We start from the raw sequence: 20,398 nt of genomic DNA, 5'->3' as shown, positions 1-20,398 counted from the left end.
CGACTACACCTAATCTTGGGCCAATCGTTCCTCTTGGGTAGCGCCATGGACCTCATTCCTTATGCGATTCCGTTTTTCGTCGTACTGATCATCGTCGAGCTGCTGACCGACTATCGCCGCGGTACCCGCAACTATCGGGTGGCCGACGCGATCAACAGCCTCAGCACCGGCGTGCTGTCGACCACCACCGGCCTGCTGACCAAGGGCGTCGGCCTGGTGACCTACGCCGTGGCCCTCGACCACCTGGCGCTGTTCGATCTGCCGGCCGACAGCCCGTGGGTCTGGGTCATGGCCTTCGTGGTCTACGACTTCTGCTACTACTGGCTGCATCGCATGGGCCATGAGCGCAATATTCTCTGGGCCGCGCATTCGGTGCATCACCAGAGCGAGGACTACAACCTGTCCACCGCCCTGCGCCAGACCAGCACGGGCTTCCTGCTGAGCTGGATCTTCTACCTGCCGCTGGCGGTGCTCGGTGTGCCACTGTCGGTGTTCATCACCGTGGCGGCGCTGAACCTGCTCTACCAGTTCTGGGTGCACACCCGGCACATTCCCAAGCTCGGCTGGTACGAGTGGTTCTTCGTCACGCCGTCCAACCATCGCGCGCATCATGCGCAGAACCCTCTCTATATGGATCGCAACTACGGCGGCGTGTTCATTCTCTGGGACCGGCTGTTCGGCACCTTCCAGGAGGAGGACGACGCCGAGCCGGTGGTGTTCGGGGTGACCACGCCGCTGGCCAGCTGGAACCCGCTGTGGGCCAACCTGCAGTTCTACGCGCAACTGGCCGCTGACGCCCGGCGTGCCGAGCGCTACCGGGACAAGCTGCGTATCTGGTTCATGCCCACCGGCTGGCGCCCGGCGGACGTCGCGGCGAAGTACCCGATGGCGAAGCATGACCTGGCGCACTTTCGCAAGTTCGAGGTGCCGCTGGAGCCACGTCAGCAGGTCTATATCGCCTTGCAGTTCGCGGTGTACGTGGCGCTGGGCAGCTACCTGATGAACTTCGCCGAGAAACTGCCCCAGGCGGCGCTGGTGCTCGGCTGGGCGGCGATGCTGCTGGGGCTGTTCGTACTCGGGGCGGGCCTGGAGAACCGGCCATGGGCGTTGAAGCTGGAGGTGACGCGGCTGCTGCTGAATGTGCCGTTGGCCTGGCTGGCGCCGCTGGTCGGGCTGTGGCCGGCCAGCCCGTTGGGCTGGATCGGCCTGCTCAGCTACAGCCTGCTGAGCTTGATCGGGCTCTACTGCAGCAGGGGGCGGGTCATTCGGCTGGCGGGTTCGTAGGGCCGGCCAGGGACTGTTCGGCCTCGGCCCTGCGGGCCAGGCGGGCGCTCTTGAAGCGCCGCCAGCTCCAGAGGACCAGGCCGACCAGCAGCAGGCCGCCGAGCACCCACAGCTCGTACTTCTTCACGCTGCCGAGCATGCCTTCGAGGATCGCCCCGAAGTGATAGGCCGCCGCCGCCAGGGCCGCGGCCCAGATGGCCGCGCCGATGCCGTTGAGCAGCAGGTAGCGCCCCGGTGGATAACCTGACAGGCCGATCGCCACCGGCATCACCGTGCGCAGGCCGTAGACGAAACGGAAGCTCAATACCCAGATGTCCGGATGGCGGCGGATATGTTCCAGGGCCCGGTCACCCATCGACTGCCAGCGCGGCTTGCGCGCCAGCAACTTGCGGCCATGCTTGCGCCCCAGGAAGTACCACAGCTGGTCGCCGGCATAGCTGCCGAAGAACGCCACGATAACCACCAGGTTGATGTCCATGTATCCGCGAAACGCCAGGAAGCCTGCGAGTACCAGAATGGTCTCGCCTTCGAAGAACGTTCCGAGAAACAGGGCGAAGTAGCCGAAATCCTGCAGAAATTGTTGGAGCATTGTCTGGATGCTGGCGAAATGAACGCGCAGCCTAACCCTTCGACGACAGAGAGGAAAGTGTCCAAATGTGTCTCGACGTTAACATTTCCTACAAAAGTCGCGACTGCGGCGCCCGGTCGCAGGAGTAAGCACAACTGTCATTCCTTCGTCATAATGGCCGCTTATAACTGCCATGCTCGCCCGCCCGCGCGGGCTCAGGAGTCTGCCGTGAGCTTTACCCCCGCCAATCGCCTGTTTCCCGCCACCCGCCTGCGCCGCAATCGTCGCGACGACTTTTCCCGACGCCTGGTGCGCGAGAATGTTCTGACAGTCGACGACCTGATCCTGCCGGTATTCGTGCTCGATGGTGAGAACCGTCGCGAGACGGTGGCGTCGATGCCGGGGGTCGAGCGCCTGACCATCGATCTGCTGCTCGAAGAGGCGGCGAAGTGGGTCGAACTGGGGATTCCCGCCCTGGCACTGTTCCCGGTGACGCCGGCCGGGCTCAAGTCGCTGGATGCCAGCGAGGCCTGGAACCCGCAAGGCATCGCCCAGCGCGCCACCCGCGCGTTGCGGGAGCGCTTCCCCGAACTGGGGGTGATTACCGATGTGGCCCTGGACCCGTTCACGACCCACGGCCAGGACGGTATCCTCGACGAGGAAGGCTATGTTCAGAACGACATCACCGTCGACGCTCTGGTGCGCCAGGCGCTGTCCCACGCCGAGGCCGGTGCCCAGGTGGTGGCACCCTCGGACATGATGGACGGTCGGGTCCAGGCGATTCGCGAGGCGCTGGAGCTGGCCGGTCACGTCAACGTGCGGATCATGGCCTACTCGGCGAAATACGCCAGCGCCTACTATGGCCCGTTCCGCGATGCGGTCGGTTCGGCCTCGAACCTGGGCAAGGCGAACAAGGCTTCGTACCAGATGGACCCGGCCAACGGCGACGAAGCCCTGCATGAAGTGGCTGCGGACCTCGCCGAAGGCGCCGACATGGTCATGGTCAAGCCGGGCATGCCGTACCTGGACATCCTTTACCGGGTCAAGAATGAATTCAAGGTGCCGACCTTTGTCTATCAGGTCAGCGGTGAATACGCCATGCACATGGCGGCGATCCAGAATGGCTGGTTGAGTGAAGGGGTCATTCTCGAATCCCTGACCGCCTTTAAACGTGCCGGTGCCGATGGCATCCTGACTTACTTTGCCGTTCGTGCCGCTCAATTGCTACGAGAGCAAAAATAGCCCTCACAGGAACACTCGATGAATACCGAAGGACTCAGCGAAGTTGAAGTAAAAGAAGCTCAACCGGTGGTCGAGCAGATCGTCGAAACCCCGCCGGAACTGGAACCGGCGCCGGTGGTGGCCGAGGCGCCGCATGTGGCGGTGCCGTCGGTGGTGGCGATCCCGAACCTGGATGACAGCAGTCTCTACATCCACCGCGAGCTGTCGCAGCTGCAGTTCAACATCCGCGTGCTGGAGCAGGCGCTGGACGAGTCCTATCCGTTGCTGGAGCGGCTCAAGTTCCTGCTGATCTTCTCCAGCAACCTCGATGAGTTCTTCGAGATCCGTGTCGCCGGGCTGAAGAAGCAGATCACCTTCGCCCGCGAACAGGCCGGCGCCGACGGCCTGCAGCCGCACCAGGCGCTGGCACGCATCAGTGAGCTGGTCCACGGCCAGGTCGATCGCCAGTACGCGATCCTCAACGACATCCTGTTGCCGGAGCTGGAGAAGCACCAGGTCCGCTTCATCCGTCGGCGCTACTGGACCACCAAGCTCAAGACCTGGGTCCGCCGCTATTTCCGCGACGAGATCGCGCCGATCATCACCCCGATCGGCCTCGACCCGACGCACCCCTTCCCGTTGCTGGTGAACAAGAGCCTGAACTTCATCGTCGAGCTCGAGGGTATCGATGCCTTTGGCCGCGACTCCGGTCTGGCGATCATTCCGGCACCGCGCCTGCTGCCGCGGATCATCAAGGTCCCGGAAGACGTCGGTGGCCCTGGCGACAACTATGTATTCCTGTCGTCGATGATCCATGCGCACGCCGATGACCTGTTCCAGGGCATGAAGGTCAAGGGCTGCTACCAGTTCCGCCTGACCCGCAACGCCGACCTGGCGCTGGACTCCGAGGATGTCGAGGACCTGGCCCGCGCCCTGCGCGGCGAACTGTTCTCCCGTCGTTACGGCGATGCCGTACGCCTGGAAGTGGCCGACACCTGCCCGAAACACCTGTCGGACTACCTGCTCAAGCAGTTCAACCTGTCCGAGAACGAGCTGTACCAGGTCAACGGTCCGGTGAACCTGACCCGCCTGTTCAGCATCACCGGCCTGGACAGCCATCCGGAGCTGCAATACACGCCGTTCACCCCGCAGATCCCGAAACTGCTGCAGAACAGCGAGAACATTTTCAGCGTGATCAGCAAGCAGGACATCCTGCTGTTGCATCCGTTCGAGTCCTTTACCCCGGTGGTCGACCTGCTGCGCCAGGCCGCCAAGGACCCGCATGTCCTGGCCGTGCGCCAGACCCTGTACCGCAGCGGTGCCAACTCGGAGATCGTCGACGCCCTGGTGGACGCGGCGCGCAACGGCAAGGAGGTCACCGCGGTGATCGAGTTGCGGGCGCGTTTCGATGAAGAGTCCAACCTGCAACTGGCCAGCCGTCTGCAGGCGGCCGGTGCGGTGGTGATCTACGGTGTGGTCGGCTTCAAGACCCACGCCAAGATGATGCTGATCCTGCGCCGCGAGGCTGGCGAGATCGTTCGTTACGCCCACCTGGGCACCGGTAACTACCACGCCGGCAACGCCCGCCTGTATACCGACTACAGCCTGCTGACTTCCGACGACGCCCTGTGCGAAGACGTTGGCAAACTGTTCAGCCAACTGATCGGCATGGGCAAGACGCTACGCATGAAGAAGCTGCTGCATGCGCCGTTCACCCTGAAGAAGGGCATGCTCGACATGATTGCCCGGGAGACCCAGTTCGCCATCGATGGCAAGCCGGCGCACATCATTGCCAAGTTCAACTCGCTGACCGATCCGAAGATCATCCGTGCGTTGTACAAGGCCAGCCAGTGCGGCGTGCGCATCGACCTGGTGGTGCGAGGCATGTGCTGCCTGCGTCCGGGTATCGCCGGGGTTTCGCACAATATCCATGTGCGTTCGATCATCGGTCGCTTCCTGGAGCACACCCGGGTGTTCTACTTCCTCAACGGCGGCGAGGAGCAGCTGTTCCTGTCCAGTGCCGACTGGATGGAGCGTAACCTCGACAAGCGGGTCGAGACCTGCTTCCCGGTCGAGGGCAAGAAGCTGATCCTGCGGGTCAAGAAAGAGCTGGAAAGCTATCTCACCGATAACACCCACAGCTGGAGCCTGCAGTCGGACGGTCGCTACATCCGTAACACGCCAACCGGCAACCAGAACCCGCGCAGTGCCCAGACGACCCTGCTCGATCGTCTGAGCAGCCCGGTCCTCAGCGTACGTTGAGGGTGATGCTGACTCGGGTCAGCCACTCCGCCTCCAGGGCGAAGTCGGCCTGAGTCAGCTGGTTCTGCTCCAGCCAGCCCTTGGGGAACACCACATCCAGGGTATCGCCGTCGGCGCGCAAGGCGACCTGCGGCATTTCCTGGGTGCCGCGGATGTGATGGAACAGGATCGCGAAGCGCAGCAGCACGCACAGGCGAATCAGCTTGATGCCGTCGTCGCCGAACTCGGCGAACTTGTCCTTGGGAATGTTGCGACGATGCCCGCGAACCAGTAGCGCGAGCATCTGCTGGTCTTCCCGGGAGAAACCGGCCAGGTCGGAGTGCTCGATCAGGTAGGCACCGTGCTTGTGGTACTGGTAGTGGGCGATGTCCAGGCCGACTTCGTGGACCTTGGCTGCCCAACTGAGCAGCTCGCGCCAGACGCCGTCTTCCAGCTCCCAGTCCTTGGCCACCTGGTCGAAGGCATGCAGTGCCTTGCGCTCGACGCGCACCACCTGTTCCTGGTCGACGTGGTAACGCTCCATCAGCGAGGTGAGGGTGCGTTCGCGCACGTCTTCATGGTGGTGGCGGCCCAGCAGGTCATAGAGCACGCCTTCGCGCAGGGCGCCGTCGCAGTGGTCCATGCGCTGCAGGTCGAGGGAGTCGAAGATCGCTTCGAGAATCGCCAGGCCGGCAGGGAAGATGGCGCGGCGGTCCGGCTTGATCCCTTCGAAATCGATCTTCTCGATTTCGCCGAGCTTGAACAGCTTGCGCTTGAGCCAGGCCAGGCCTTCGGCATTCACCTCGCCGTTGCCCTGGCCACCGGCCTTGAGGGCCAGGCCGATGGCGCGGATGGTCCCGGACGAACCGATCGCCTCGTCCCAGGTCAGGCGGTGCAGGGCGTGTTCGATGCTCATGATCTCCAGGCGCGCCGCGGTGTAGGCCTGGGCGTAGCGGGCCGGGGTGATCTTGCCGTCGCGGAAGTAGCGCTGGGTGTAGCTGACGCAACCCATCTGCAGGCTTTCGCGCAGCAGCGGTTCGAAGCGTTGGCCGATGATGAATTCGGTACTGCCGCCGCCGATGTCGGCGACCAGGCGCTTGCCCGGGGTGTCGGCGAGGGTGTGGGAGACGCCGAGGTAGATCAGGCGGGCCTCTTCGCGACCGGAGATGACCTCCACCGGGTGGCCGAGAATCTTTTCGGCGCGGTGGATGAATTCGGCGCGGTTGCGTGCCTCGCGCAGGGCGTTGGTGCCGACGATCCGTACGGCGCCCAGGGGCATGCCGTTGATCAGTTGGGCGAAGCGCTTCAGGCAGTCGAGCCCGCGTTGCATCGATTCTTCGCTGAGTTTGCGCTCTTCATCGATGCCGGCGGCCAGCTGAACCTTTTCGCCGAGCCGCTCCATGATCCGGATTTCACCGTTCTGGGCCTTGGCCACGACCATGTGGAAGCTGTTCGAGCCCAGGTCGATAGCGGCGATCAGGGAAAGATTCTTGGCTTGGGAATGGGGCATGGTTGAAGGATCTCGGTCGATAACCCCTCCATCGTGCCACGATCAGGCTCTGACGCCAACGTAGGGCGCCCGGGAGCAGCCGGTCAGGGTCGGTTGCGGGGTGGGTGGAACATCATTGCGTCAATTTTCCTACATGAATATGTCACATTCATTACTTGTTTGGCATGGTCAAGGTGACACCGATATCCAAGGCATCCGATTCCGCCTGTTCTTTATTCAACTAACCGATTGCGAACGCTCCGGTTTTTCTGGCGTGGATCAATAGGGAAACTAGCGCCCGGCAATCTTGCCTTGGTGTCAGTTATTTAATTGTTGCTGGCTGTAGAGACTGAAGTGTCCTGGGTGCAGTGGGGTTTCGGTTAAAACAGACGGCCTTGAATAACTCATGCCCGCTAAAAACAGAATGACATGGAGGGGGAAAATGAAGTTGTTATCCAAGTTGACGCTCGGCGCCCTGCTGGTTGCAGTCGGAGGTTATGCCAGTGCCGCTGACCTGCTGGTGACAGGCACGATCATCCCGCCGGCTTGCACGTTGACCCTGCAGAACGGCGGTATTGTCGACTACAAGAAGATTGATGGCGGCTCCCTGAAACCGGACAACTATACGCGCCTGGAGGCCAAGAGCGTGCCGTTCCTGGTCAAGTGCGAGGGTGGCACCCGGGTGGGCGTGAAGACCATCGACAACCGCGCCGGCAGCAAGGTCCCGGGTATCGTGCAGGCGTCCATCAATCCGGGCTACGACGACATCTACAACTATGGCCTGGGCACGACGTCGGGTGGCCAGCGGATCGGCGGCTATGCGTTGATCATCAAGAAGTCCTTGGCCAACTTCCCGTTGGTCAACACCATAGTGTCGGGTAACAACGGACTGAACTGGAAGCGTGGCGACGGTGCCCTGGGCCAGTATCAGAACATCATGTCCTGGAGTGGTTTCATGGCCACTCATCCCGCTTCGGTGGAACGGGTCAGTGGCGTACTGGAAGTTCAGGCGGTCATCAACAAGACTTCCGAGCTTGATATAAAAGAAGCAGTAAGCCTGGACGGTTCGGCAACCCTGGAACTGCGCTATCTCTGAATAACTTGGATTCAAATGGCAACTAACCAGTAGAGAAGAAGCCGGCACGCAAGTGTGTGCCGGCCATCTCGTCATGTCTGTATCAAACGGATCTTAATATATGTTCGCCAGGGAGCGTGTCACTTGGAGACCATGCCTCGTATGCCCTATTTTGCCGGTGCGTTGTTCTTTCTTCTGGGTGTGTTATGGGGGAACGCCCGGGCCGATGGTGTGCAACCGGAAACCACGGTGGTCATTCTCCATGAGGAGGAGGGTCAGGCCAGTATCCATGTGCGCAATACCGAGAGCGGCACGGTCCTGCTGAATTCGGCCATCGAGTCCATTCCCGAGGACCTTGAGGCGCTGGTGGTGGTGGCGCAGCCGGTCTCCCGGCTCGACGGCGGCGAGACGCAGGTGGTGACCTTTCTTGCCATCAACGACCAACCGCTCAAGACCCAGCGCCTGAAGCGGGTCACCTTCGAGGGCATACCGCAGCGCAAGTCCGCGGACGGCGCCACGGTAGGTATCAACCTGCGCCAGAACCTGCCGCTGATCCTGCATCCCAGAGGCTTGGCACGTAATGGCGAGCCCTGGAAGGCGTTGACGTGGCACCAGCGCGGATCCAGGCTGCTGGTACGTAATGACAGCCCTTATGTCGTGCGCCTGGCGCCGGAGCTCCAGCTCAACCCGCACAAGACCAGCGTGATGCTGGGCCGCAGTTACGTGCTGCCGGGGGAGGTGCTTGAGATCGAAATGGACCCGGCGCTGCCGAGGAGTACGTCGGTCACTCTGCAGCCGGCAACGGTCTACGGATTTGCGGTAGCCAGCTACGAAGCACCGATTCTTGCCGAAGCACTGTGATGCTTGCATGAGAACGCCTGAGCGACGAGCCGGTGAGGGCCATGGCCGATGCCTGCCGATTTCCAGGTCGGCCCAGTGGCTGATCAGGGGGCTGGGGCTGGTCTTGCTGGGGTTTGGCGAGCCTGTCTCGGCCCAGAAGAAGGAGGAGGCCGCCGAGGTGGAGTTCGACTTGTCGGTGCTCTCCGGACGCGGCATCGATCCCGCAGTTGCTGATTATTTTCGCCTGGCACCGCGCTTTCGCGAAGGGCAGCAGGTGGTGAATCTGGAGCTCAACGGCGATTCGCTGGGCCTTGCCAAGCTCCATTTCGACCAGGAGGGCCAGTTGTGTTTCACCACGGCGTTGCTGGACAAGGCCGGCTTGAAGCCGATCGCCACCACTGCCGGCAGGGTACTTGACCAGGACTGCCATGACTTCTTGCAGGCATATCCGCAGACCCGGGTTTCCCTGCGACCCCGTCGCGAGGAGGTGGCCCTGCTGGTGCCGACCCAGGCCCTGCGCGGCCAGCGGCTCGACGAGGGTGCCTACAGCCGTGGCGGTACGGCGGCCTTGCTCAATTACGAGGTGTTGGCGGTCGACACCCGTTCGCAGCAGCGGACCGAACGTTTTCTTTCGGCGGCGACCGAGGCGGGGTTCAATGCAGGCGACTGGGTCGTGCGCAGTCGCCAGTTGCATGTCGCCCACGATGGGAAACGGCAAACGGAGCATCTGTATGCCTACGCGCAACGGGACCTGAACGCCTGGCAGACAACGTTCCAGGCCGGCCAGATCAGCAGTGCAGGGCCGATATTCGCCGGTGTCCCACTCTCCGGTGTGCAGTTCATGCCCGGCGGTTCGTTGGTGGGTCGGGCCGGGCATGGCGTGGTGGTCCGGGGCGTGGCGTTCGATTCCTCGCGCGTGGAGGTTCGCCAGTCCGGCGTATTGATCCATACCACCCTGGTCCCCCAGGGACCCTTCAGCCTGGCCGGTCTGCCGTTGCTCGGCGACAGCGTCGACCTGGAGGTCCGGGTCATCGGCGAGACGGGCGGCGAACAGCGTTTTGTCGTACCTGCGGCATCCTTCCCGGGGGCCGCGTCGGTCCCGCCGGGTTACCACCTGGCCCTGGGGCGGCTGCGTGAGGGCGATGGCGACGGTGCGGATGAGCCATTGCTGGCGACCGGTAGCGGCACCTGGGGGCTAGGCCGATTCGGCTCGTTGAGCAGCGGGCTGTTGGCCAGCGACGACTATCGTGCCACCGGTTGGGCGTTCGACAGCCGAGTCTGGGAGCGGGTCGGCCTGGGTTTGCGCAGCACCCTGTCCCAGACGACCCGGCACTCCCTGACAGGGCGGCAGGACAGCCTCTCGCTGAGCAGCCCATTCGTGGCGGATATCGACCTGAGCCTGAGTGCTACCCTGCGCACTGCCGGTTATCGCGATCTGTTCGAGGTGCACAGTGCAGATCGCAATAATGATTCCAGCCTGCGCCTCAGGCGACAGTACACCACTGCACTCGGCTGGTCGGATGCGCAACTGGGCGGTTTCAGCCTGGGCTACTCGCGCAACCTGATGTTCGATGGGCGTTCGTCCCAGCGCCTGCATGGGCTCTGGAGCAGGGACTACCGGTATGCCAGCGTCAACCTGAGCGTCGACTCCAGTGTCGGGCCACGCGAGGGGCGTCATGCGTCGGACCCGGGGCTGGGGATGCGCCTGGGCGTCAGCATCCCGTTGGGTGGGGATCGGCGGATTGGTTCCTACGTCAGTCGTCGCGGCGACCGGCTCAATGTCGGTGGCGATTACCGTGAGCGGGTCAGCGACACCCTGAGCTACGACCTGGGGCTGGAGCGCGATCTCGACAACCGGCAGCAGCTCACCAGGGCCAACCTCAGTCTGCTGCCGCGCTACACCCAGGTAGGGCTGGGGGCGACGCGCAACCCTTCCGGCACCCGTTACAGCGGGCAGTTGTCCGGAGGCGTCGCCCTGCATGGGGGAGGGCTGACGTTCTCGCCCTACGCCATCCAGGAAACCTTCGGGGTGGCCTCGGTGGGTGAGCTGTCCGGCATCCGCCTGGCCACGCCGCAAGGCCCGGTCTGGACCGATTTCAGCGGGCAGGCGGTGCTGCCCGGCCTGTCGGCCTATCGGGAGAGCCAGGTGGAAGTCGACAGCCGCTCGTTGCCGCGGCGTGTCGACCTGATCAATGGGGTGAAGCGTCTGGAGGCCGGGCGCGGGTCGTTCAACCGGGTTGATTTCTCGGTGGTCAGTGCCCGCCGGCTGCTGCTCAAGGTCACCGACGAAAATGCCGAACCGCTGCGTCAGGGAGCATTGGTGTCCAGCGTCGAGGGCGGGCTGCTCACCACGGTCGTCGGCGAAGGCATGGTTTTCCTGAATGATGCCGAGGCTGGGCAGCGACTGAGTATCCGCCTGGCCGAGCATACCCACTGCGTCCTGACTGTCGAACTGGCCGAAGCCGTCGACAACGACAGGCCCTACGAAACGGCCACGGCGGTTTGCCGGGCGATCTGATCCAGAGGACACCGTCATGACTTCTTGCGCCAGCAGCATCCTGCGCCGTTGTTGCCTTGCTCTTGCCTTGTGTTCGTTACCCGTTGCCGCCCATGACTGCACGTTGTCCCTGAGCCAGGCGCAGATTGATCTCGGCTCGCTGCGCCTGGGGAGTCTGCCAATCCAGCCCGGGCAGTCCGAGTTGTCGCTGGGTCTTCGCCGACTGAGCCTGACGATCGTCTGCCCCCGGTCCACGGCCATGCTGTTGCGTTTCGAAGGGGCCGCGGCGGGGCCGCAGGCCTACCGTCTGGCTCGGGGCTACTTCACCGTCGGCCTGGGCAACGCCCGGCTGGATGGCGAGCCCGTCAGCCTGGCGGTGGAGGGCCGCCCGGAAGAGCACGGGGCCGATTGGCTGATGGCCCCAGGCCGGACTGTGCGAGTGCTGGCGCAAGGGCTGCCGGCCAAGGGGCGGTTTTTCTCGGCGCAGGTCGAGGTCGAACCGCGCCTGCCCCTGGCCATGAGCCGAGTCGGCGACGAGACTGAAATCCAAGGCCGCGGGCGTTTCGAACTGGTGCCGGGCGAATGAGCGGTCTCAGGCGGGGGCTTCCACGCTGCCGATGAAGTTCGCCAGCTCCGCGGTCTGCGGATTGGCGAACAGCACCTTGGGGTCACCGACCTCATGAACCTTGCCCTGGTGCATGAACACCAGTTTGTCGCCGACTTCCCGGGCGAAGCGCATTTCATGGGTGACCATGATCAGGGTCATGCCGTCCCTCGCCAATTGGCGCACCACGCTGAGCACTTCATTGACCAGCTCCGGGTCCAGCGCCGAGGTGATCTCGTCGCACAGCAGCACTTTCGGCGACATCGCCAGGGCCCGGGCAATCGCCACCCGCTGTTGCTGGCCGCCGGAGAGACGATCCGGGAAGGCATCGAACTTGTCGCCCAGGCCGACCCGTTCGAGCATCTGCCGTGCGAGTTCGGCCGCCTTGGCTTTGGGAACCTTCTGTACCACCTGCGGGGCGAGCATGACGTTTTCGCCCACACTCAGGTGCGGGAACAGGTTGAACTGCTGGAACACCATGCCGACCTTCTGCCGTAGGCTGCGCAGGTCGGCACGGGCCGCATCGAGGTATTCGCCGTCGACCTCGATCACGCCGTCGTTGATCGATTCCAGGCCGTTGAGGGTGCGCAGCAGGGTGCTCTTGCCCGAGCCGCTGCGGCCGATAATCGCCACCACCTGGCCTTGCTCGACACTCAGGTCGATGCCCTTGAGCACATGATGGTCGCCGTAGTACTTGTGCAGGGCGGAAATTCTAAGAAGCGACATGCAGTCTCCTTTCCAGGTAGCGCGCACTGAGGGACAAGGGGTAGCAGAGGAGGAAATAGCCGACGGCCACCAGGCCGTAGACCATGAAGGGTTCGAAGGTGGCGTTGGCGAGCATGCCGCCGGTCTTGGTCAGTTCGGTGAAGCCGATGATCGAGGTCACCGCGGTGCCCTTGATCACCTGCACCGAAAAGCCCACGGTCGGTGCGATGGCGATGCGCAGTGCCTGCGGCAGGATCACGTGGCGCAGTTGTTCGTAGCGGTTGAGCGCCAGGCTGGCCGAGGCCTCCCACTGGCCGCGGGCGATGGATTCGACGCAGCCGCGCCAGATCTCCGCCAGATAGGCGCCGGTGAACAGGGTCAGGGCGATGGCGGCCGCCAGCCAGGGCGAGATGTCCACCCCGAGCAGGGCCACGCCGAAAAACACCATGAACAGCTGCATCAGCAGCGGCGTGCCCTGGAACAGTTCGATATAGGCGCGGGCCAGGCCGCGCAGCAGGGGCTTTTCGGCAATGCGCAGCACCATCACCAGCAGGCCGAGCAGGCCGCCGCCGAGGAAGGCCACCAGCGACAGCACCAGGGTCCACTGCAATCCGCTCAGCAGGTTGTTGAGGATGTCCCAGAACGTGAAATCCATCAGCGACTCCTCGCCAGGTAGCGCCGTCCCAGCCAGTTGAGCAACTGGCGGATCAGCAGGGCCATGCCCAGGTAGATCAGGGTGGTCAGGGCATAGGTTTCAAAGGCGCGGAAGTTGCGCGACTGGATGAAGTTGGCGGCGAAGCTCAATTCCTCGGTGGCGATCTGCGAGCACACCGCCGAGCCAAGCATGACGATGATGATCTGGCTGCTCAGGGCCGGCCAGACCTTGCCCAGCGCCGGGCGCAAGACCACATGGCGGAAGGCCTCGAAGCGGCTCATGGCCAGGGCCGCGGCGGCTTCCAGCTGCCCGCGGGGAATCGCCTCGATGCCGGCGCGGATGATCTCGGTGCTGTAGGCGCCGAGGTTGATCACCATCGCCAGCACCGCCGCCTGCCACTCGGAAATCTGCAGTCCCAGGGACGGCAGGCCGAAGAAGATGAAGAACAGTTGCACCAGGAACGGCGTGTTGCGGATCAGTTCCACATACACCCCGAACAGGGCCGAGAACGGCTGGATCTTCCAGGCACGCACGGCTGCGCCGAGAATGCCGAGACCGACTCCCAGCAGGGTGCCGATGGCAGTCAGCTCCAGCGTGAACAGGGCGCCGCGCAGCAGCAGGTCGGCGTTGTGCAACACCGGCAGAAAGTCGAACTGATAAGCCATGGAGCGGGCCTCGGGAAAACCGGATCAGAGATCGGCGGGCAACGGTTGCTTGAGCCATTGCTGGGCGTTCCTGTCCAGGCTGCCATCGGCCTTGGCGGCGCTCAGGATCTGGTTCACCTTGTCCAGCAAGGCCGGCTCGTTCTTGTTCACGCCGACATAGACCGGGGAGTCCTTGAGCTTCACCTTCATCGCCGGCACCCGTTTCGGGTTGCGTTCGGAAATGGCCACCATCACCACGTTGCCGCTGGCGATCAGGTCGACCTGGCCGGCGAGGTAGGCGGCGATGGTCGAGTTGTTGTCCTCGAAGCGCTTGATCGTCACGCCCTGGGGCGCCACGGCGGTCAGTTCGATATCCTCGATGGCGCCACGGGTGACGCTGATGGTCTTGCCCTTGAGGTCATCCAGGCCATTGATCGCGGCTTCGGGCGGGCCGAACACCGCGAGGTAGAAGGGCGCGTAGGCCCGGGAGAAGTCGATGACCTTTTCCCGCTCGGCGTTCTTGCCGAGGCTGGAGATCACCAGGTCGACCTTGCCGGTGGTGAGGAACGGGATGCGGTTGGTGCTGTTGACCGGGGTCAGTTCCAGCTTGACCTTGAGCTGGTCGGCCAGCAGTTTCGCGGTGTCGATGTCCAGGCCGCGGGGTTTCATGTCCGGCCCGACCGAGCCGAAGGGCGGGAAGTCCTGAGGCACGGCGACCTTGAGTGTGCCACGGGCGACGACATCGTCCAGGCCATTGGCATGGGCGACTGCCTGGCCCAGCATCAGGCTGGCGAAGAGGGCGGCGAGCAGGGCGTTGAAGCCTTTGGTCATGGCGGATCTCCGAATGCGAAAAGGGGAGGGTTACGGTTCGATATGCATTGCACAGCCCATGCCATACCGTGCGAAAAGCCCTGTATTCCGGGCCTCGTCAGGGTTTTCATGGTCTTACTGGTCTGAACAGTTGCTATTCTTTTCGCACCGTTATCGCGCATGGGTCATGGGGCGCGAACCAGTGCTGGGCGTGACTTGCCGCCCGCCTGTAATAGCTTTACAACTAGCGCTTTATCGGACCTTCCAGCCTGGGCACCATGAACTCGATTTCCCGCGCCGTACCTGAAGTGGCGCTGCAAGCCATTCGTAAATTGATCAGCGAGGAGGGCTACGGCCCGGGCGACGCCCTGCCCTCGCAGCGTGACCTGGCGCAGCGCCTGGGGATCAGCCGGGCGTCGCTACGCGAGGCACTGTCGTCCCTGAGTGCGCTGGGGGTGATCAGCGTGCAGCCGGGCAAGGGGGTGTTCGTCCAGGCGCAGGGGCAGGCGCCGTCCGGCAGCGGGCTGGCCTGGCCGTTCGCGGCCCAGGCTTCGGCCGAGGACATTTTCCAGTTGCGCTATGCCCTCGAAGGGTTTGCCGCCGGGCTGGCGGCGGTCACGCTGACGGCGGATGAGCTGGATATCCTGCAGGACAATGTCGACGCCATGCGTGCCGAGCTGCTCGCCGGGGACTTCGAGGCTGCCGCCCGGCTGGATTTCGACTTTCACCGGCGGATCCTCCTGGCCAGCGGCAACCAGGCCATGGTCGGCATTCTCAGTGCCACGGCCGAATTGTTCCTGGAGAGCCAGAAACTGCCGTTCATCCGGGCCGAACGGGCCATGGAAACCTGGCAGGAGCACCGCAAGATCCTCCGGGCTTTGGCCCGGCATGCGGCGGGGCCGGCGCAGAAGGCCATGCAGGAGCATGTGCGCAATGCGGCGCTGCGCACCGGGATCGCTTTCGTCACGCCGGCCTGATTCTGCGTTGCACGGAGCGGGGCATCGGCCCCACAGTGTGCACACGGGATTTTTGTAGTCACCCGTACCTTGTGAGAGCAGGATCCATCGGCGAAAGCGCCGGTACAATCACCGCCACCCCTGGGCTTTCTTGACCGCTTGTCGGCTGTGAGTCCAGGACAGTTGGCTCCCACGGATTGGGTGATACTCAAACTCATGGAGTACCATAGTTAGACTCAATCATCTGCGGCTTCCTGTACGTAGGAAGGGCGGCTATGATGGGCAACGTTTTTTTGGGTTTACCACTGCGGAGAATTCCATGAGCAGCCATCATCACCACCACCTTATCAAGCACGTCACCGACGCGTCCTTCGAAGCAGACGTCCTGAAGGCCGAAGGCCCTGTGCTGGTTGACTACTGGGCTGAGTGGTGCGGTCCTTGCAAAATGATCGCTCCGGTCCTGGACGATATCGCCGCTCACTTTGAGGGCAAGCTGACCGTCGCCAAGCTGAACATCGACGAAAACCAGGATACTCCGGGCAAGCACGGTGTGCGTGGTATCCCGACCCTGATGCTGTTCAAGAACGGCCAGGTCGAAGCGACCAAGGTCGGCGCCCTGTCGAAGTCGCAGTTGCAAGCTTTCCTCGACGCGCACCTCTGATCGTCGTTAAAAGGCCCCGCAAATAGCGGGGCTTTTTCGTTGTTTGGGGCTAGACTCTGTGAAATGCAGGTGTTACATTCGGCCCCGCACTGGTTTCGCCATTGCCCCCTGCTAGCCGTCGCCGACGCTCTCCTTTTCGAACAAGTACGCGATCCTGTCGCCTTCTCTGCGGCGCGGCCTCATTAAGCCAAAAGCTTAATTTCCCCCCTCCATAAATGATTACGTCATTCCTATATGAATCTGACTGAACTCAAGCAAAAGCCGATTACCGAACTGCTCGAATTGGCCGAACAGATGGGCATAGAGAACATGGCCCGTTCGCGCAAGCAGGATGTGATTTTCTCCCTGCTGAAAAAGCACGCGAAAAGCGGTGAGGAAATCTCCGGTGATGGCGTGCTGGAGATCCTCCAGGACGGCTTCGGCTTCCTTCGTTCTTCCGACGCGTCCTACCTGGCCGGCCCTGACGACATCTACGTGTCGCCGAGCCAGATCCGTCGTTTCAACTTGCGCACCGGTGACACCATCGTTGGCAAGATCCGCCCTCCAAAGGAAGGCGAGCGTTATTTCGCCCTGCTCAAGGTCGACACGATCAACTACGATCGTCCGGAAAACGCCAAGAACAAGATCCTGTTCGAAAACCTGACGCCGCTGTTCCCCAACGAGCGCCTGAAGATGGAAGCCGGCAACGGTTCCACCGAAGACCTCACCGGCCGCGTCATCGACCTCTGCGCCCCGATCGGCAAGGGCCAGCGTGGCCTGATCGTCGCCCCGCCGAAAGCGGGCAAGACCATCATGCTGCAGAACATCGCGGCCAACATCACCCGTAACAATCCCGAGTGCCACCTGATCGTCCTGCTGATCGACGAGCGTCCGGAAGAAGTGACCGAGATGCAGCGCACCGTACGGGGTGAAGTGGTTGCCTCGACCTTCGACGAACCGCCGACCCGTCACGTGCAGGTTGCCGAGATGGTCATCGAGAAGGCCAAGCGCCTGGTCGAGCACAAGAAGGACGTGGTGATCCTGCTGGACTCCATCACCCGTCTGGCCCGCGCCTACAACACCGTGATCCCGAGCTCCGGCAAGGTCCTGACCGGTGGTGTCGATGCCCACGCCCTGGAAAAACCGAAGCGTTTCTTCGGTGCCGCGCGTAACATCGAGGAAGGCGGTTCGCTGACCATCATCGCCACCGCGCTGGTCGAAACCGGCTCGAAGATGGACGAAGTGATCTACGAAGAGTTCAAGGGTACCGGTAACATGGAACTGCCCCTGGACCGCAAGATCGCCGAAAAACGCGTGTTCCCGGCCATCAACATCAACCGTTCCGGTACTCGCCGCGAAGAGTTGCTGACGGCCGACGACGAGCTGCAGCGCATGTGGATCCTGCGCAAGCTGCTGCATCCGATGGATGAAGTGGCGGCCATCGAGTTCCTGGTCGACAAGCTGAAAACGACCAAGACCAACGATGAGTTCTTCCTGTCGATGAAGCGCAAGTAAGTCGAACAGAGCAGAAAAGCCGGGGAAACCCGGCTTTTTGCTATCTGGACGCGGCGCGGACCGTGCCAGGGCAAGTGTTCGCTTGCACGATATCGGGGCGAACCGGGTACACTGCCCACCCCGAACGCCACGGACCCTACGAGGCTCACGCATGCAGTATCGCGACTTGCGCGACTTTATCAGCGGCCTGGAACAGCGCGGTGAACTCAAGCGCATCCAGGTTCCGGTGTCCCCCATTCTGGAAATGACCGAGGTCTGCGACCGCACCCTGCGGGCCAAGGGCCCGGCGCTGCTGTTCGAAAAACCCAGCGGTTTCGATATCCCGGTGCTCGGCAACCTGTTCGGTACCCCGGAGCGGGTCGCCCTGGGCATGGGGGCCGACGATGTCGGCGAACTGCGGGAAATCGGCAAGCTGCTGGCCTTCCTCAAGGAGCCGGAGCCGCCCAAGGGGCTCAAGGACGCCTGGTCCAAACTGCCGATCTTCCGCAAGATCATTGCCATGGCGCCCAAGGTGGTCAAGGACGCGCCCTGCCAGGAGATCGTCCTCGAGGGTGACGACGTCGACCTCGGCAAGCTGCCGGTGCAGCACTGCTGGCCAGGCGACGTGGCGCCGCTGATCACCTGGGGCCTGACGGTCACCAAGGGGCCGAACAAGGATCGCCAGAACCTCGGCATCTACCGCCAGCAGGTGATCGCCCGCAACAAGGTGATCATGCGCTGGCTCAGCCACCGTGGCGGGGCGCTGGATTATCGCGAATGGTGCGAGAAGCATCCGGGCCAGCCGTTCCCGGTCTCGGTGGCGCTCGGGGCGGACCCGGCGACCATTCTCGGCGCGGTCACGCCGGTGCCGGACAGCCTGTCCGAGTACGCCTTCGCCGGCCTGCTGCGGGGCAACCGCACCGAACTGGTGAAGTGCCGGGGCAATGATCTGCAGGTCCCGGCCACCGCGGAAATCGTTCTCGAAGGCGTGATCCACCCGGGCGAAATGGCCCCGGAAGGCCCGTATGGCGACCACACCGGCTACTACAACGAGGTCGACGACTTCCCGGTGTTCACCGTCGAGCGCATCACCCACCGGATCAAGCCGATCTACCACAGCACCTACACCGGGCGACCACCGGATGAGCCGGCGATCCTCGGAGTGGCACTGAACGAAGTGTTCGTGCCGATCCTGCAGAAGCAGTTCCCGGAAATCACCGACTTCTACCTGCCGCCCGAGGGCTGCTCGTACCGCATGGCGGTAGTGACCATGAAGAAGTCCTACCCTGGCCATGCCAAGCGCGTGATGCTGGGTGTCTGGTCGTTTTTGCGACAGTTCATGTACACCAAGTTCGTTATCGTCACCGACGACGATATCAATGCCCGGGACTGGAACGATGTGATCTGGGCCATCACCACGCGCATGGACCCCAAGCGCGACACGGTGATGATCGACAACACTCCGATCGACTACCTCGACTTCGCCTCGCCGGTTTCCGGCCTGGGTTCGAAGATGGGGCTGGATGCCACCCACAAGTGGCCCGGCGAAACCACGCGCGAGTGGGGCCGGGTGATCGTCAAGGATGAAGCCGTGACCCGGCGGATCGATGCCATCTGGAATCAGTTAGGAATAGATTGATGCGTGTGACCTTGCAGCCCTCCGGAGCCGTGCTGGAGATACGACCCGGCGAGCGGATTCTCGATGGTGCCCGGCGGCTGGGCTATGACTGCCCGCAGAGTTGCCGCAATGGCAATTGTCACGTCTGCGCGGCGTTGCTGGTGGAAGGCCGGGTCGCGCAGGCGGGCGCTGTCCGTGACCATGGCGAGTTCTACACTTGTATCGCCGAGCCCCTGGAAGATTGCGTGGTGCTTTGGGATGGTGTCCTGGCCCTGGGAGAGTTGCCGGTGCGTAGCCTGGCGTGTCAGTTGACCGAATGCGTCGAGATCGGCGGCGATGTCTGGCGGGTTCGCCTGCGGGCGCCGGCGGGCAAGCCGCCGCGTTATCACGCCGGGCAGTACCTGATGATCGAGCGTGACAATGGCGAGAAATCGGCGTTTTCCCTGGCCTCGGCGCCACACTCCGGGCGTGACCTGGAACTGCATGTGCTGGTGCGCGAAGCCAGTGCGCGCCGGTTGATCGAGCAGTTGCAGCGCAACGGCATGGCGCGGGTCGAACTGCCGTTCGGCGATACCCACCTGGCCGAACTGCCGGATGCGCCGCTGGTGCTGATCGCCGCCGGGACCGGCATGGCGCAGATGCACAGCCTGATCGAGCACTGCCGTTCACGCGGGTTCGAACACCCGGTGCACCTGTACTGGGGGGTGCGGCGGCCCGAGGACTTCTATGAGCTGGAACACTGGGACGAGTGGCAGAAGCTGCCGAACCTGTTCCTGCACAAGGTGGTCAGCGACCTGTGCGGCTGGGAAGGGCGCTGCGGCATGCTGCACGAGGCGGTCTGCGAGGACATTGCCGACCTGTCGAGCGTGCGGGTCTATGCCAGCGGCTCGCCGGCGATGATCTACGCAACGCTGGATGCGCTGGTCGAGGCGGGGATGGATGCGCACCAGATGCGGGCGGATGTCTTCGCCTACGCGCCGAGGTCCTGATTGGCGATGGCCTGTTCGCGGATAAATCCTGCTCCCACCAGCGCTCGCGCCGTGCATGACTCCTGCGA

Annotated in this window: 18 protein-coding genes; 12 read left to right on the top strand and 6 right to left on the bottom strand. The window is 63.2% G+C overall.

Annotated elements, in window-relative coordinates; all coding sequences use genetic code 11:
- Positions 1-45: 45 nt before the first annotated feature.
- Complete coding sequence (locus ACMGT0_RS30510; protein WP_416770955.1) at positions 46-1,284, top strand: sterol desaturase family protein; 1,239 nt, start codon at positions 46-48, stop codon at positions 1,282-1,284.
- Here the strand turns inward: ACMGT0_RS30510 and ACMGT0_RS30505 are convergent.
- Positions 1,262-1,873 carry a DedA family protein gene (locus ACMGT0_RS30505; RefSeq protein WP_054058485.1) on the bottom strand — a complete coding sequence of 204 codons (612 nt, stop codon included), beginning with the start codon at positions 1,871-1,873 and terminating at the stop codon, positions 1,262-1,264. The two genes, ACMGT0_RS30510 and ACMGT0_RS30505, sit on opposite strands and share 23 nt — an antisense overlap.
- A 207-nt stretch (positions 1,874-2,080) precedes the next feature.
- Between ACMGT0_RS30505 and hemB the strand changes: the two genes are divergently transcribed.
- Both hemB and ppk1 read left to right on the top strand, forming a co-directional pair.
- The gene (hemB, locus tag ACMGT0_RS30500) at positions 2,081-3,094 is read left to right on the top strand and encodes a porphobilinogen synthase (protein ID WP_416770953.1); all 1,014 of its coding nucleotides are present in this window, start codon (positions 2,081-2,083) and stop codon (positions 3,092-3,094) included.
- 18 nt (positions 3,095-3,112) lie between these two features.
- Positions 3,113-5,335, top strand: a complete 2,223-nt coding sequence (ppk1, locus tag ACMGT0_RS30495; RefSeq protein ID WP_416770951.1) for a polyphosphate kinase 1 — start codon at positions 3,113-3,115, stop codon at positions 5,333-5,335.
- Here ppk1 and ppx read toward each other — a convergent pair.
- Positions 5,322-6,824, bottom strand: coding sequence for an exopolyphosphatase (gene ppx / locus ACMGT0_RS30490; RefSeq protein WP_054058488.1), 1,503 nt, complete (start codon positions 6,822-6,824; stop codon positions 5,322-5,324). The two genes, ppk1 and ppx, sit on opposite strands and share 14 nt — an antisense overlap.
- Positions 6,825-7,245: 421 nt before the next feature.
- On the opposite strand from ppx, the gene ACMGT0_RS30485 reads away from it, so the two are divergent.
- From ACMGT0_RS30485 to ACMGT0_RS30470, 4 genes are all read left to right on the top strand, one after another.
- Positions 7,246-7,899: a DUF1120 domain-containing protein gene (locus ACMGT0_RS30485; protein WP_416770949.1), complete on the top strand. Its 654-nt coding sequence runs from the start codon at positions 7,246-7,248 to the stop codon at positions 7,897-7,899.
- Between the two features lie 132 nt (positions 7,900-8,031).
- On the top strand, positions 8,032-8,739 hold the full coding sequence (locus ACMGT0_RS30480; protein WP_416770948.1) for a fimbria/pilus chaperone family protein: 708 nt from the start codon (positions 8,032-8,034) through the stop codon (positions 8,737-8,739).
- A 7-nt stretch (positions 8,740-8,746) separates the two neighbouring features.
- Positions 8,747-11,236, top strand: a complete 2,490-nt coding sequence (locus ACMGT0_RS30475; RefSeq protein ID WP_416770946.1) for a fimbria/pilus outer membrane usher protein — start codon at positions 8,747-8,749, stop codon at positions 11,234-11,236.
- A 16-nt stretch (positions 11,237-11,252) separates the two neighbouring features.
- The gene (locus ACMGT0_RS30470; protein WP_416770945.1) at positions 11,253-11,801 is read left to right on the top strand and encodes a hypothetical protein; all 549 of its coding nucleotides are present in this window, start codon (positions 11,253-11,255) and stop codon (positions 11,799-11,801) included.
- Between the two features lie 6 nt (positions 11,802-11,807).
- Here the strand turns inward: ACMGT0_RS30470 and ACMGT0_RS30465 are convergent, their stop codons facing one another.
- Genes ACMGT0_RS30465 through ACMGT0_RS30450 form a run of 4 tightly spaced genes read right to left on the bottom strand, consistent with a single transcriptional unit; the run spans position 11,808 to position 14,654 of the window.
- Complete coding sequence (locus ACMGT0_RS30465) at positions 11,808-12,545, bottom strand: amino acid ABC transporter ATP-binding protein (RefSeq protein WP_054058491.1); 738 nt, start codon at positions 12,543-12,545, stop codon at positions 11,808-11,810.
- The gene (locus ACMGT0_RS30460; protein WP_081005959.1) at positions 12,532-13,182 is read right to left on the bottom strand and encodes an amino acid ABC transporter permease; all 651 of its coding nucleotides are present in this window, start codon (positions 13,180-13,182) and stop codon (positions 12,532-12,534) included. The genes ACMGT0_RS30465 and ACMGT0_RS30460 overlap by 14 nt, the downstream gene beginning before the upstream one ends.
- The gene (locus tag ACMGT0_RS30455) at positions 13,179-13,844 is read right to left on the bottom strand and encodes an amino acid ABC transporter permease (protein ID WP_054058493.1); all 666 of its coding nucleotides are present in this window, start codon (positions 13,842-13,844) and stop codon (positions 13,179-13,181) included. Before ACMGT0_RS30455 ends, ACMGT0_RS30460 begins: the two co-directional genes overlap by 4 nt.
- 24 nt (positions 13,845-13,868) lie before the next feature.
- Positions 13,869-14,654 carry a transporter substrate-binding domain-containing protein gene (locus ACMGT0_RS30450; RefSeq protein WP_054058494.1) on the bottom strand — a complete coding sequence of 262 codons (786 nt, stop codon included), beginning with the start codon at positions 14,652-14,654 and terminating at the stop codon, positions 13,869-13,871.
- Positions 14,655-14,911: 257 nt separating this feature from the next.
- On the opposite strand from ACMGT0_RS30450, the gene ACMGT0_RS30445 reads away from it, so the two are divergent.
- The 5 genes from ACMGT0_RS30445 (at position 14,912) to ACMGT0_RS30425 (ending at position 20,330) form a co-directional block, all read left to right on the top strand.
- Complete coding sequence (locus ACMGT0_RS30445) at positions 14,912-15,610, top strand: FadR/GntR family transcriptional regulator (protein WP_054058495.1); 699 nt, start codon at positions 14,912-14,914, stop codon at positions 15,608-15,610.
- Positions 15,611-15,908: 298 nt separating this feature from the next.
- Positions 15,909-16,250 (top strand): thioredoxin TrxA, encoded by a 342-nt coding sequence (gene trxA, locus ACMGT0_RS30440; protein ID WP_054058496.1) that lies wholly within the window; start codon positions 15,909-15,911, stop codon positions 16,248-16,250.
- A 234-nt stretch (positions 16,251-16,484) separates the two neighbouring features.
- Positions 16,485-17,744 (top strand): transcription termination factor Rho, encoded by a 1,260-nt coding sequence (gene rho / locus ACMGT0_RS30435; protein ID WP_054058497.1) that lies wholly within the window; start codon positions 16,485-16,487, stop codon positions 17,742-17,744.
- A 151-nt stretch (positions 17,745-17,895) separates the two neighbouring features.
- Positions 17,896-19,362 carry a 4-hydroxy-3-polyprenylbenzoate decarboxylase gene (gene ubiD / locus ACMGT0_RS30430; RefSeq protein ID WP_054063603.1) on the top strand — a complete coding sequence of 489 codons (1,467 nt, stop codon included), beginning with the start codon at positions 17,896-17,898 and terminating at the stop codon, positions 19,360-19,362.
- Entirely contained in the window at positions 19,362-20,330 is a 969-nt protein-coding gene (locus ACMGT0_RS30425; protein ID WP_273825860.1) for a CDP-6-deoxy-delta-3,4-glucoseen reductase, read from the top strand. The genes ubiD and ACMGT0_RS30425 overlap by 1 nt, the downstream gene beginning before the upstream one ends.
- Positions 20,331-20,398: the final 68 nt, after the last annotated feature.

It is taken from the genome of Pseudomonas sp. RHF3.3-3 (assembly GCF_048069595.1).
Lineage (GTDB): Bacteria > Pseudomonadota > Gammaproteobacteria > Pseudomonadales > Pseudomonadaceae > Aquipseudomonas > Aquipseudomonas fuscovaginae_B.
The sequence above is the reverse complement of the archived record's forward strand: the minus strand, read 5'-3'. Positions and strand labels throughout refer to the sequence as shown.

Bases quoted from the DNA above. Each gene is read 5' to 3' on its own strand.
- ppx (WP_054058488.1), bottom strand. From the start codon at position 6,824: ATGCCCCATTCCCAAGCCAAGAATCTTTCCCTGATCGCCGCTATCGAC.
- ACMGT0_RS30455 (WP_054058493.1), bottom strand. From the start codon at position 13,844: ATGGCTTATCAGTTCGACTTTCTGCCGGTGTTGCACAACGCCGACCTG.
- ACMGT0_RS30480 (WP_416770948.1), top strand. From the start codon at position 8,032: ATGCCTCGTATGCCCTATTTTGCCGGTGCGTTGTTCTTTCTTCTGGGT.
- ACMGT0_RS30510 (WP_416770955.1), top strand. From the start codon at position 46: ATGGACCTCATTCCTTATGCGATTCCGTTTTTCGTCGTACTGATCATC.
- ACMGT0_RS30450 (WP_054058494.1), bottom strand. From the start codon at position 14,654: ATGACCAAAGGCTTCAACGCCCTGCTCGCCGCCCTCTTCGCCAGCCTG.
- ubiD (WP_054063603.1), top strand. From the start codon at position 17,896: ATGCAGTATCGCGACTTGCGCGACTTTATCAGCGGCCTGGAACAGCGC.
- trxA (WP_054058496.1), top strand. From the start codon at position 15,909: ATGAGCAGCCATCATCACCACCACCTTATCAAGCACGTCACCGACGCG.
- ACMGT0_RS30475 (WP_416770946.1), top strand. From the start codon at position 8,747: ATGAGAACGCCTGAGCGACGAGCCGGTGAGGGCCATGGCCGATGCCTG.
- ACMGT0_RS30505 (WP_054058485.1), bottom strand. From the start codon at position 1,873: ATGCTCCAACAATTTCTGCAGGATTTCGGCTACTTCGCCCTGTTTCTC.
- ACMGT0_RS30465 (WP_054058491.1), bottom strand. From the start codon at position 12,545: ATGTCGCTTCTTAGAATTTCCGCCCTGCACAAGTACTACGGCGACCAT.
- ACMGT0_RS30445 (WP_054058495.1), top strand. From the start codon at position 14,912: ATGAACTCGATTTCCCGCGCCGTACCTGAAGTGGCGCTGCAAGCCATT.
- ACMGT0_RS30470 (WP_416770945.1), top strand. From the start codon at position 11,253: ATGACTTCTTGCGCCAGCAGCATCCTGCGCCGTTGTTGCCTTGCTCTT.
- rho (WP_054058497.1), top strand. From the start codon at position 16,485: ATGAATCTGACTGAACTCAAGCAAAAGCCGATTACCGAACTGCTCGAA.
- ACMGT0_RS30425 (WP_273825860.1), top strand. From the start codon at position 19,362: ATGCGTGTGACCTTGCAGCCCTCCGGAGCCGTGCTGGAGATACGACCC.
- ppk1 (WP_416770951.1), top strand. From the start codon at position 3,113: ATGAATACCGAAGGACTCAGCGAAGTTGAAGTAAAAGAAGCTCAACCG.
- ACMGT0_RS30485 (WP_416770949.1), top strand. From the start codon at position 7,246: ATGAAGTTGTTATCCAAGTTGACGCTCGGCGCCCTGCTGGTTGCAGTC.